Source organism: Citrobacter sp. wls827 (assembly GCF_005280875.1).
Lineage (GTDB): Bacteria > Pseudomonadota > Gammaproteobacteria > Enterobacterales > Enterobacteriaceae > Citrobacter > Citrobacter youngae.
Genome location: NZ_SZWR01000024.1, coordinates 125,989 through 137,739, shown reverse-complemented (window position 1 = coordinate 137,739; position 11,751 = coordinate 125,989). Strand labels below are relative to the sequence as shown.

The window sequence follows — 11,751 nt, the reverse complement described above, 5'->3', positions numbered from 1 at the left end:
CGGCAGGCGCGCTGGCCGCAACGGGCGGTGAGCAGACCCATATCAACGCGTTAGTCAGTCCGACTGGAATGCCTGGAGAGGTGTTGATCTCCACCGGCGTCAGCAGCAGCCAGGGCACGCCAGCCCGCGTTTCCTGTGATGCAGCGGTACGTATGATGCTGGACTCTGGCGCGCATGCGGCGAAGTTCTTCCCGATGGGCGGTGAGAAATCGTTGCCTGAGCTGTACGCGCTGGCGACGACCGCGGCGCGCAACGGCATGACGTTGATTGAGCCGACCGGCGGTATCGATCTCGATAACTTCGGCATTATCCTGCAATCCTGTCTGGAAGCAGGAGTACCGCGCGTCATGCCGCATGTGTACAGCTCGATTATCGACTCGCAAACCGGCAATACCCGGCCTGAAGATGTCGCCAGGTTGATGGAGATAGTCAAAACCCTGGTGTGATGCCGCCATCGTTGGAGAGCGAAAAGAGAATGCCCGGAGGTGCTCACGCCTACCGGGCATTTTTGCGAACATCATTCATGGAAAATGAATGCATTGCAGCAGCATCTATTTATCCTCGAAAACGCCTCGCAAAGGGGTAATTTCCCTGATGTCGTCTGTAGCACTGGCGAGTAATGTCCCGTCATCTTGTTCTTCTGGTGACGGATCGCCATGCAAAAACCAACAACCTCTACGCCGCATGATGCGGTATTTAAAAAGTTCCTGGGCCATCCAGATACGGCACGGGATTTTCTTGATACCTATCTTCCGGCGTCATTACATGAGCTTTGCGATCTGGACACACTGAAGCTGGAACCCGGGAGTTTTATTGAAGAAGATTTGCGAGCGTGTTATTCCGATGTGCTGTGGTCGCTGAAAACGACATCGGGTAAAGGCTATATCTATGCGTTGATTGAGCACCAAAGCTCGCCAGATGCTCATATGGCATTCCGGATGATGCGTTACGCCATTGCTGCGATGCAGAAGCATCTTGATGCAGGACATAAAACGCTGCCGCTGGTGGTGCCGATACTTTTTTATCATGGTGTTGACAGCCCGTATCCATACTCGCTGTGTTGGCTGGATGAATTTGACGATCCACAAACTGCGCGGCAGCTTTATGGTTCTGCCTTCCCGCTGGTAGACGTCACGGTGGTGTCTGATGATGAGATTATGCAGCATCGGCGGATGGCGCTACTTGAGCTTGTCCAGAAGCATATACGTGAACGTGACCTGATGGTGCTGGTGGATAACCTGGTTGCTCTGCTGGTTAAGGGATACGCTAATGACAGCCAGGTAGAAACGCTATTTAATTATCTGATGCAGTCTGGCAGCGCACCACGTTTCGAGGCGTTTATTCGCGAGGTGGCTTTACGCGTTCCCCAACACAAGGAGAGATTAATGACGATTGCAGAATGTTTACGTGAATCAGGGCGAAGAACGGGTCATTACAGTGGCTTACAAGAGGGATTACAAAAGGGCAAGATTGAAGGCAAACAAGACGAAGCGTTGCGGATAGCCCATGCCATGCTGGAGAAGGGGATCGATCGTGAACTGGTGCTAATTATCACCGGGCTTTCAAGTGATGAACTAACGGCATCTTCCGACTAATGTATCTTTTTCCCGTTATGCTTTTTTCTTCTTGCTGATGCTTTTTCGTTTTTTAAACCGCAGCGGCCTTGCCGCTATAGTCATTTCATTACTCATCAGGCGGTTATTACAAAAGGATAAAACGTGAAACTGAAGATACCTCATTTCGGGGCCGGGGCGGCAGTATTGCTGGCGGGATTATTGCTGGCAGGATGCGATCAGCAGAGCAGCGATGCAAAGCATATCAAAGTCGGCGTGATTAACGGCGCAGAGCAGGATGTGGCGGAAGTCGCGAAGAAAGTGGCTAAAGAAAAATATGGGCTGGATGTCGAACTGGTAGGGTTTAGCGGTTCCCTGTTGCCTAACGATGCCACCAATCACGGTGAACTGGATGCCAACGTCTTCCAGCATCGCCCATTTCTTGAACAAGATAATAAAGCGCACGGCTATAAGCTGGTAGCCGTGGGTAATACCTTTGTGTTCCCGATGGCCGGTTATTCGAAGAAAATCAAAACCGTTGCGGAGCTTAAAGACGGTGCGACGATTGCGATACCTAACGATCCAACCAACCTCGGGCGGGCGCTACTGCTGCTGCAAAAAGAAAAGTTAATCACGCTGAAAGCAAATACAGGCCTGCTGCCCACGGCGCTGGATATTACTGATAATCCGCGACACCTGAATATTATGGAACTGGAAGGCGCGCAGCTGCCGCGCGTGCTGGACGATCAGAAAGTGGATGTGGCGATTATCAGTACCACCTACATCCAGCAAACCGGGCTTTCTCCGGTACATGACAGCGTATTTATTGAAGACAAAAACTCACCCTACGTGAACATCCTGGTGGCGCGAGAAGACAACAAAGATGCCGGGAATGTGAAAGAATTCCTGCAATCTTATCAGTCACCGGAAGTGGCAAAGGCGGCAGAAACTATCTTTAACGGCGGCGCGGTTCCGGGCTGGTAATCGTGACCCGTTGCCGCGCCGGTTGGGGTTAAACCGCTCTGGCGCGGCGACGTGAGTCCATTGAGATCAGCACTACCGATGAGAGGATCAAAAGCGTGCCCAGCCAGTCAGGCAGGGTAAATGTAATGCCTAATAACAGCAGGGACAGCAACGCGCTGCTCAACGGTTCTGCGCAGCTTAAAATGCTCGCCTTCGGCCCACCAATCATCTGCGCGCCTTTCAGGTACAGGCTAAACGTGAGCGACGTACCGATGACCACCAGATAGAAAAACGCCAGAATCAAACTGCCATTAACCACGAAGTTTGTTCCCTCTCCGGCATAGAACGGGAGCAGGATCAGGCCGCCTATCAACATGCTCCAGCCGACAATCGGCAGCGTGCCGTAACGCGCGATAAGCGTTGAGGGGTAGGTGGTATAAAACGCGGCGGCAAACGCCGAAGCAATTCCCCAGAACAGCGCGGCAGGTGAAATAGACAGCGACGTCGGATTACCGTGGGTGACCAGTAAGAAGGTGCCAATGAGCGAGGTGAAAATCGCGGTCAGCACTAATATTCCCGGTCGTGCTTTGCGAACCACGGAAAACCACGCCACGATAATGGTCGGTGACAAAAATTGCAGTACTGTCGCGGTGGCGGCGTTGGATTTTTCGATGGTCAGCAGGAAGGTGAGCTGTACGGTGAGCGCCCCGACCACGGAAAAAATGAGCAAGCTGATCGCGTCTTTGCGGTTTTTGATAATAGAGAATATTTTGTCGCCGTGAACGAAAGAGAGCATCAGCAGAATCAGCCCGGCGAAAATCAGGCGCGTCATGGTCAGAAACTGCGACGACATCTGACTTTGCTCCATGATGTACTGCGCACACACGCCCGAACTTCCCCACAATACGGCGGCGATCAGGACGTTCATCATCCCTCTTCTGGTGGAACTCATCTTTTCCTCTGCATGTTGTTTTGTTTTATTTGTGTGCAGGCATCATAGCAGAGATAGCGAAGCGAGTGAGACATGACTGGAGCAGCCCCCCGCGCGGCAGGGGGCTTCGGCAGTCATTTTATGGCGCAATCGGCGTCAGATAATCCAGCCGTAGCGGTTCGGCGAGTAGATCGTTCATTTGCAGAATAAACGCCTGGAAATGTGGCAGAGTGATATGTTCATCCAGACTGGCCTGACCGTGCCAGGATTCGCGTACGTAGAATACATCCGGCGTGTCGCGTAACTGGTACAGCTCATACTCAATATTGCCCGGCTCCCGGCGAGTGGGTAACAGCAGAGCCTGCAGCGCCTGTTTCAGTGCGTCGATCTTCCCGGGTTGGGCTTTCAATACCGCAATAATTGAAATCACTTCTGAATCAGACATGTTAAAACCCCTCCAGCACAATCTTGCCGACCGAACGACCGGTTTCAATTTGCGCGTGGGCTTTTTGCAGATTCGCCGCAGTGATAGCACCAAAATGCTCGCCCAGCGTGGTGCGGAGGGTGTTGCTGTCGATCAGCTGTGCCACGCGGGTCAGTAACTGATGCTGCGCAATGATGTCGTGGGTTGTAAACATCGAACGGGTAAACATAAACTCCCAGTGCAGCGAAATGCTTTTGGCCTTCAGCGGACGCGCATCGAGAGTGTGCGGATCGTCAATCAGCGCCAGTTTTCCCTGCGGCGCCAGGGCGGCAATGATTTGCGAATAGTGCTGCTCGGTATTGTTCAGGCTGGCAACGTGCGTCACCTCTTTAATGCCTATCCGTGCCAGCTCTTCCGTCAACGGCTTGTTGTGGTCAATCACATGATGAGCGCCCGCTTCACGAACCCATTTCTGGCTTTGCGGACGTGATGCGGTGCCGATGACGGTCATTTTAGTCAGCTTACTGGCCAGTTGCGTCAGGATAGAACCGACGCCGCCAGCCGCGCCAACGATCAGCAACACATCATCTTCATTGCCGTTTTCCTCAACGCCCAGACGGTCAAACAGCATTTCCCACGCGGTGATCGCGGTCAGCGGCAGCGCCGCCGCAGAGGCGTTATCGAGTGATTGTGGCTTCAGCGCGGTAATACGTTCATCAACCAGCTGAAATTCACTGTTACTGCCAGCGCGACCCAGCGCACCGGCGTACCAGACTTCATCGCCCGGTGAGAACAGGGTGACGGCTTCACCCACGGATTTCACCACGCCCACGGCATCCCAGCCCAGCACGCGCGGCACATCAGCGTTAAAACCTTCGCGAACCTTGGTATCAACGGGGTTGACGGAAATGGCCTTCACTTCAACCAGCAGATCGTGCCCGGCGGCAACCGGCACAGGCAGGTCAATCTCTTGTAAAAATTCAATGTTATTGCCGTCGGTCGCGGCGCGGGTAATAGCGATGGCTTTCATAATCTCTCCGGTTCAGAAACCTTATCTCTGTTGAATAATTCGATGGTAAACCGGCAGCAGAACGGGAAAAATAGCCCTACGGCGACAGGACTTATACTCGGGGAGTGAAAATGTTCCGGCTTGAAGATCTCACGTTGTTTGTCCGCGCCGCGGCGCTGAATAGTTTTAGCGATGCCGCGCGCGAAGTCGGCGTTCAGCCTGCTCAGGTCAGCTCCGCCATCAAGCGTCTGGAGTCGATGTTGGCTATCCGTTTGTTCGCCCGCTCCACGCGCAGCCTGCGCCTGACGCCGGAGGGCGAGGTCTGGCTACCCTATGCCCGCCAGATGCTGGACGTGATGCATGCCGGGCTGCAAAAAATTCAGACCCCAGAAGATGAAGTGTCTGGCACGCTGCAAATCGCTGTGCCTTCCGATCTTGGCCGTAACCTGCTGCTGCCGGTCTTTCAGTCGTTTCGACGCCGATATCCCGCGCTGCGCCTGCGGATCTTTTTCTCCGATCAGGTGACGGATGTCTTTAAAGACCCCGTCGATGTTGCGTTTCGCTATGGCAATACCGAAGACGCGTCTTACATTGCCCTGCCCGTGGCGCCGGGGAACCGACGTGTGCTGGTGGCCTCACCGGATTGGGTTGCACAAAACGGTGCGCCGCAAAGCCCGGGTGACTTAGCGCAGCTCAACGCCATGACCTTCGTATTACGCGGCCGTCTGCACGATCGCTGGACGTTTACGCGTGACGGCGAGGTCAGCAGCGTGCAGGTTAACGGCACCATAATGAGCGACGATGCGGAAGTGATCCGACGGCTGGCGATTGCCGGCGAGGGCGTGGCGTACAAGTCGTGGCTGGATGTCAGTGAGGATGTGCGTGACGGTCGATTACAACTGCTGATGCCGGATTATCAGGGGGAGAAAGTCCCGCTGAATATGATTTGCCCGCATCGGAAGCAGCTTTCAACGGCGGTTCGTCTGCTGCACGACGCGGTGAAGGCGCGGTGTGAAATGCTGGCGCAAAACTAATATGCGCCAGCGATTTTATCACGTCGTTACTCAGTCTTTTTTCGCAGCGTTGGCAAAGAAAATATCAGACTGAATGTCTTTAGTGCGGATGGTAAACAGCTGATTAGTCAGATCTTCCGTCAGCTTCTCGGCGTCGGCCATGATGCGCAGATTAAAGTCATTCAGCATCTTATCGGCGGCTGGTTTATCGGTTTTCGCCATCTTCAGATACTCTGCTTCAACCTCTTTTTGCTCCTTGGCCACTTTGTCTTCCCACGCTTTGTAGGCTTTTTTGACGATTGGCGCGAGCTTCGGATAATCGGTCATCGTCAGCGTTTGTAATTTACGATATTTCCAGTAGATAGACTGATCGTCCGCTTTATCGGTACCCATCGTATAGTTAGCCGGATACGCTTTCAGGCCGCTGTAGTACGGAACAAAGGCGGTGAGATCAGCCATGCCCAAACCAATGTAGGTCGTTTCACCGATCTCTTTTGGCAACCACGGACGGACCTGCATAACATGCGCTTCATAGGTGCGGAAGACGCTGACCGGACGCCATGGCTCTTTACCGTTCAGACCGTTGGTGTAGGGGTCATGGCTGGTGCCTTCGTAATGGTTACGCAGTACGGCCTTCACATCGTCCAGCGTCATTTTCTTCTCTGGCGTCATGAAGACCGGGAATTCACGTCCTTTGGCCATATCCTGGTTGACGGAAGGATTGAACTCTTTCTGGATGGTCCATACGCGAGGGTCGTTATACGTGCGGTCGCGTTCGTCATCACGGGTATAGGCTTTGGAGAAGTTGAATTTACCGTCTTTCGCGGGTTCGTACAGACCTTTTTCGGTCGCAAATTGAATCAGGTTTTTTGACGCCATCATGTCAGGGTTTTTCGGATCGTAATCCTGTAAACGGCCCTGATTGCCGGTGGCAAAATACTGGTTATTCGGCAGGCGCTGCGCCATCCACTGATGACCGCTGCCGGTTTCCAGGTACCAGATCTCGTTATCGTCGACGACGGCAACGCCAAAGCCTTCACCTGCCCCGACGGTCTCAACGATATGGCCCAGCAGCGCCACGGCTTCACGCGCGGTCTTGCTTTGAGACAGCAGAATATCCGGGATATCGTCTTCGGTGATCCCTTTATCCTCAACGTACGGGTCGGCGGCCAGCGCTTTTGGTGAGGCAAAAATAGATTCTGTCCCGCTCACTCCAACGCCCAGCTCGTTAAACCCGGTTGCGCCGTGCAACTGGGTTTTCCAGTTAGGAACCGTGGTATAACGCAGCGAGTTTTTGGGGAGCGGCCAGGTAAAGTCATTCGCGCCGTTATGTGCTTTGGTGCTGTATACCCCGGTCTGATTCTGTTTTGCCGGGTGAATGACAAAATGTTGCGCTTTCAGGGCATCGCTGTCAGCGCTACGGGCAACCAGCATGGAGCCGTCCGCTGATGCTTCGTTACCGACCAGCAGGGTCGTACAAGCAAAACCTGATGAAACAACAGCCAAGTTTATAGAAAGTGCAATCAGGCACTTTTTAAAAGTAAACATTACGTATCCCTCATATGTACGCCAAAAATACACCGGAAACATACCGTTTCCTGAAATGCGATAACGTCTGAACCCTCAGACATTGCTCGCGAGAGAGATAAACGCCCCTGCCCACGCCTTCTCCAAATATCCATCCGTAGATTGAAGTCTTCTGGGCAAAATAAAACGCCCATTTCGCTTAATTATTACGCAATAGATATCGTGATATTCAGGATGTTTCCTGATTCGGGATGAAGAATAGCAATGGGTTATTAGAGGATTCAGTGACCCATGTCGCGTAAGTCGATGATGGCAAATATGAATTCCATTGAGGGGGCGTGATTTTTGTTTCCGGATATGACGTTACTTTTTACGGCAATACAACGAAGGAACAGTGGAACTCGCCACTATCCACGCCCCTTTATACTCCTCCATAACCAGACTCAGGCGCTGTCCGGTTTCGCGATAAAAACTGGGCAACGTCTCGTTGATATCGTCTTTATCGGCGGAGTCTGAGAAGGTTTTGACCAGTTGCGTCGACTGCAGTACGCGCGCGTCGTGGTGCTGGGTATAGGTAAAATAGATATTCCTGCTAATACCTGTGACGTGACGTCCGTACAGTTTTCCGGTTAAGGTTGCCAGCCCCTGATGGTCGTACAACCGATACGACACCGTGCCGGTAAAGCGGTTGCTGCCAATATTCCACTCCACGTTACCGACGCAGTTTAATGGCCTGTCGGCGTAGCGCGAATACCATAACCAGGCCCCTGAACCCAGCATCAATACCACGCCAATCGCCAGCAGGATAAGATTGTGTATTTTGTTCATTTCCCGCGCATCCAGTAGTAATGAGTAGAACAAAACGCGTGAACATCTATCCGCGCATCCTTATCGCATACAAAGGCCACCATCCTCTGTGCCTTACGGTAACCTGAAAGAAACACATGTTTGTTATATTCACAAAGATCGGGATGCGATTGCATCAGGCTGAAATAGCTTTCCAGATTGTGTTCATTCGGTGAGTAATAAATTTTACAGTTTTCCTGTGAGGGAATTTGCATAGAAACCGACACGAATTTACTAAACGGCATGACAGGTCGAGTCTGATACCAAACCAGCCAGATAATCAGAGTAGTAATAATCACTCCGGTGGTTAAGAAAATGTTCCACCAGGGAATCGACGTTGCTACTTGTGGTGGAGAGGGCATTACCTCGGGATCGTTGTTTTCCTTAATAAATGGTGCTAAAGGGGGCTCAGTTTGGGAATGTGTGATCGTCTCCACATGCGTACTCTCATTTAATCTGAGTCCTCGCCGGGAAATAGTTTTGACTGTATCACGGGGCAACCCGACATCCGCCAGTGCATTGCGCAACGTCAAAATTGCCTGGTAAAAAGTATTGGTCGTGGTCACATTGTTTCTTTCTCCCCAACCGACTTTGAGCAGCGTGTTCTGAGAAACAATGTCACTTGCGTGAGTAATTAAATAGAGAAAACAGAGCGAGGCTGGGATCTGCAGTTGAATTGCTCGCCCTGTCTGTCGATTGACCAGGCTTTTGTTATCAGGATTAAATTCGACCAACTGGTTGATAAGGTACAATGCCCGGCCCTCAGTAACGAAACGTCTCATATGTTGCATCAACATACCCATTTAATATTACATCGAAATGGATAAGACGCCTCTACCTTTGTACTTGATCAAAGATAAGAGTTTTACTCTTAACAATTAAATCCTTTTAATACAATGAGTTATAGTTCCTATATCTTAGGTGATAATTAACTAAGGTTAAATAATGAGAATTAATTACAGGTTTATCTGATTAGCTATTATATTTATCCCACAACATCACAAAGGTTTCTGGTTTTAGGAATTTTGTGATTTACTAAAATCATTTCGCAAGGTTTTGTTTTAGCAAATAGTGCTGTATTTACGTTTACCGTGATGTCTGGATTTGTGTATAAAACTCCTAATATATGGGATTTTAATCTGAGATAAAGCTCCGTAATACTTATCAACATAACGACATTTACAGTTGGAGATTATTTTTCTATAGGATTTTATAACATTTTTACCACTCGACTGTTATTAGCGAAAACGGATTTCACCACCTGTCGGATTGACACATTTATTTACCGATGAAATATTTATGGAAAATAACAGGGGCATAGTAGATGAAGAGAAAGCCGCTACAGAGTGTTCGTTGCATAAGCTGTGAATTATCCTGTGAATTATTTCCGGATGCTGCCGTACGCGCACAATACTGCCACCGTGCCGCTTTTGCTGTCTGGCCAGAGGGTAATGATTATTTGAAAAAAGGCATTATTGAAAAGCTTTTACTTAATAATCACAATCATTTATCCCATGGATTTATTTTTATCGATTTTTCATTCCCGAATTTGCGTCTGTTCACCGATCCGCAATGGGTGGATCGCCTGACGCAGAGTGGTATGCATATTGTATTGATAGCGGATCGGATCCTGACGCCGTTAGCCAATTACTGGTTATCGAAAAGCAATAAAATTCAAGGGATTATTTATTCCAGTGATAGTGATGAAGTTCAGCATCAGAAAATACGTCGCTTATTCCGGGGGCATCTCGCCAACAGCAAACGTGGGCGTTCATTGAATTATACGGAAATGATATTACTCAAGCGATTTATTTCAGGGATAAGTATTCAGCAAATTACCCGAATAGATAATATTGATGTTAAGAGAATATATGTCTACAAACTTCGACTTGAAGATAAGTTAGGCCTAAGTATTCATAAAATACTCTCTAACATTTTATAGCTGATTCTCATTTTTATTATTTTCACATCATCGCGATGTGGTGGACGCCCTACGCCCGAAAGCAGGAGGCTATTATGAAAAAACCTAAGCATTACTCACGCATTGCTATAGCGGTATCAACCGCGCTAACGTCAATGGTATTTTCAACCCACGCGGCCTGGATTGATATTGACAGTTTGCCTTCCAGTGGACTGGTGAACAGTCTTTCGCCAGAGTTGCAGGCTTTATTTCCTGCACAGGCGAATGCCAGTTTCGCTAAAACCAGCGCTACGCCAAATTATGTTTATCAGTGGAGTGCCGGCACCATTCCTGTTTTTGGCCATGGATTAACGCTGAATGGGCCAGGAGCAGAAGCCTTCGAACACACCATTACCGTTATTCAGAACAGCGCGACGGGTAGCCCGGGCGTTATTTTCGGTGACGACCTGACGATCCGCACACAGTCGAAGAATGCCGCTAATAATGGTAAGGATGTTGATGGTATCCGCACACACGGGGTCAATTCACCGGATAACCCGGTCTTTATCATCACCGGAGATCGCACCAGCATTTATGTGGACGGTCAGGATGGCGACGGTATAAACGCCGGTTACAGCGCCTATAATCAGGGGCAGGGTTGGAAAGGTTCGGCCAACATTTACGTTGGCGACGATCTATATATTCAAACCACCGGTTATCAGGGGCGCGGTATCACTGCAAACGCGATGAGAGACGAAACGCAGGCCAAAAATACGATTGTCGTCGGCGACCGGGCACACATTGTGACGATAGGTGACAGTTCAGAAGGTCTTCGCACCGGGCAGAGCGGCTCCACGATCCGCCTTGGTGATGGTGCCACTATCGAGACGTCGGGTGCTTCCTCAACAGGGATCTATGCCGCCTCATCTTCCAAAACGGAACTGGGCAACAATGCGACGATTACGGTCAACGGCGTCAGCGCACATGCGGTTTATTCCACCAATGCGACGGTGAATCTCGGCGAAAACGCGACGATCAACGTAAACAATTCGGCCAAAGCGGCGTCATACAGCAAAGCGCCACGCGGCCTGTATGCGGCTTCACGCGGTGCGATAAACCTGGCGGGCGGCGCTGCCATTACCATGGCAGGCAATCACAGCAATGAAAGCTACGCCATCAGCACAGAAACGGGCGGTATCGTCGATGGCTCCGCTGGCGGGCGTTTTCTCATCGACGGCGATCTTCACGCCGCCGGCGCGACTGCCGCGAACAGCAGCCTGCCGCAGCAAAACAGTGCGATTAAACTCAACATGACCGACAACTCGTTGTGGAGTGGGGCGTCATACATCACCAGCGTCACGGCCGGAACGGGCGTTATCTCGCTGCAAATGAGCGATGCGACCTGGAATATGACCAACAGCTCAACGCTCACTGATCTGACGCTGAACGGCGGGTCCGTCGTGAACTTTGGCCATGCTGACAGCGAACCGTGGCAGACGCTTACCATTAATGAAGATTTCACCGGCAACGGCGGCAAACTGGTTTTCAATACCGTCCTGAATGACGATGCCTCCGAAACCGACAA

The 11,751-nt window shown here is 50.8% G+C and carries 10 protein-coding genes and 2 pseudogenes; 6 read left to right on the top strand and 6 right to left on the bottom strand.

Translation table 11 applies throughout. The features are described from left to right. From FDX03_RS23755 to nlpA, 3 genes and pseudogenes are all read left to right on the top strand, one after another. A pseudogene (locus tag FDX03_RS23755) lies at positions 1-446 on the top strand (2-dehydro-3-deoxy-phosphogluconate aldolase); the annotation flags it as partial. 210 nt (positions 447-656) lie between these two features. After that, complete coding sequence (locus FDX03_RS21060; RefSeq protein ID WP_137346535.1) at positions 657-1,595, top strand: Rpn family recombination-promoting nuclease/putative transposase; 939 nt, start codon at positions 657-659, stop codon at positions 1,593-1,595. A gap of 123 nt (positions 1,596-1,718) precedes the next feature. Further along, a complete protein-coding gene (gene nlpA / locus FDX03_RS21055) occupies positions 1,719-2,537 on the top strand; it encodes a lipoprotein NlpA (protein WP_061066874.1) in 819 nt (272 codons plus the stop codon). A 28-nt stretch (positions 2,538-2,565) separates the two neighbouring features. On the opposite strand, the gene FDX03_RS21050 is transcribed toward nlpA, so the two are convergent. From FDX03_RS21050 to FDX03_RS21040, 3 genes are all read right to left on the bottom strand, one after another. Then, positions 2,566-3,468 carry a carboxylate/amino acid/amine transporter gene (locus tag FDX03_RS21050; RefSeq protein WP_061066873.1) on the bottom strand — a complete coding sequence of 301 codons (903 nt, stop codon included), beginning with the start codon at positions 3,466-3,468 and terminating at the stop codon, positions 2,566-2,568. A gap of 118 nt (positions 3,469-3,586) precedes the next feature. After that, positions 3,587-3,892, bottom strand: a complete 306-nt coding sequence (locus tag FDX03_RS21045) for a putative quinol monooxygenase (protein ID WP_061066872.1) — start codon at positions 3,890-3,892, stop codon at positions 3,587-3,589. 1 nt (position 3,893) lies between these two features. Beyond that, positions 3,894-4,901 (bottom strand): zinc-binding alcohol dehydrogenase family protein, encoded by a 1,008-nt coding sequence (locus FDX03_RS21040; protein ID WP_137346534.1) that lies wholly within the window; start codon positions 4,899-4,901, stop codon positions 3,894-3,896. Positions 4,902-5,011: 110 nt separating this feature from the next. Here FDX03_RS21040 and FDX03_RS21035 point away from each other — a divergent pair, with 110 nt between their 5' ends. Then, positions 5,012-5,914, top strand: a complete 903-nt coding sequence (locus tag FDX03_RS21035) for a LysR family transcriptional regulator (RefSeq protein WP_137346533.1) — start codon at positions 5,012-5,014, stop codon at positions 5,912-5,914. A gap of 30 nt (positions 5,915-5,944) precedes the next feature. Here FDX03_RS21035 and FDX03_RS21030 read toward each other — a convergent pair whose 3' ends face one another. The 3 genes from FDX03_RS21030 to FDX03_RS21020 all read right to left on the bottom strand — a co-directional run bounded on the left by FDX03_RS21030 (position 5,945) and on the right by FDX03_RS21020 (position 9,018). After that, complete coding sequence (locus tag FDX03_RS21030) at positions 5,945-7,441, bottom strand: C69 family dipeptidase (RefSeq protein ID WP_005121531.1); 1,497 nt, start codon at positions 7,439-7,441, stop codon at positions 5,945-5,947. 342 nt (positions 7,442-7,783) lie between these two features. Continuing rightward, entirely contained in the window at positions 7,784-8,248 is a 465-nt protein-coding gene (locus tag FDX03_RS21025) for a hypothetical protein (RefSeq protein WP_005121533.1), read from the bottom strand. Further along, positions 8,245-9,018 (bottom strand): winged helix-turn-helix domain-containing protein, encoded by a 774-nt coding sequence (locus tag FDX03_RS21020; protein WP_061068783.1) that lies wholly within the window; start codon positions 9,016-9,018, stop codon positions 8,245-8,247. The genes FDX03_RS21025 and FDX03_RS21020 overlap by 4 nt, the downstream gene beginning before the upstream one ends. A 572-nt stretch (positions 9,019-9,590) precedes the next feature. Here FDX03_RS21020 and FDX03_RS21015 point away from each other — a divergent pair. Beyond that, on the top strand, positions 9,591-10,208 hold the full coding sequence (locus FDX03_RS21015; RefSeq protein WP_048213740.1) for a transcriptional regulator: 618 nt from the start codon (positions 9,591-9,593) through the stop codon (positions 10,206-10,208). Between the two features lie 74 nt (positions 10,209-10,282). After that, positions 10,283-11,751 (top strand): annotated as a pseudogene (locus tag FDX03_RS23750) (intestinal colonization autotransporter adhesin MisL); the annotation flags it as partial.

What these genes read in the sequence shown, in the direction of transcription:
- FDX03_RS21045 (WP_061066872.1), bottom strand. Translation starts at nt 3,892, where the DNA reads ATGTCTGATTCAGAAGTGATTTCAATTATTGCGGTATTGAAAGCCCAA.
- FDX03_RS21060 (WP_137346535.1), top strand. Translation starts at nt 657, where the DNA reads ATGCAAAAACCAACAACCTCTACGCCGCATGATGCGGTATTTAAAAAG.
- FDX03_RS21015 (WP_048213740.1), top strand. Translation starts at nt 9,591, where the DNA reads ATGAAGAGAAAGCCGCTACAGAGTGTTCGTTGCATAAGCTGTGAATTA.
- FDX03_RS21025 (WP_005121533.1), bottom strand. Translation starts at nt 8,248, where the DNA reads ATGAACAAAATACACAATCTTATCCTGCTGGCGATTGGCGTGGTATTG.
- FDX03_RS21035 (WP_137346533.1), top strand. Translation starts at nt 5,012, where the DNA reads ATGTTCCGGCTTGAAGATCTCACGTTGTTTGTCCGCGCCGCGGCGCTG.
- FDX03_RS21050 (WP_061066873.1), bottom strand. Translation starts at nt 3,468, where the DNA reads ATGAGTTCCACCAGAAGAGGGATGATGAACGTCCTGATCGCCGCCGTA.
- FDX03_RS21040 (WP_137346534.1), bottom strand. Translation starts at nt 4,901, where the DNA reads ATGAAAGCCATCGCTATTACCCGCGCCGCGACCGACGGCAATAACATT.
- FDX03_RS21030 (WP_005121531.1), bottom strand. Translation starts at nt 7,441, where the DNA reads ATGTTTACTTTTAAAAAGTGCCTGATTGCACTTTCTATAAACTTGGCT.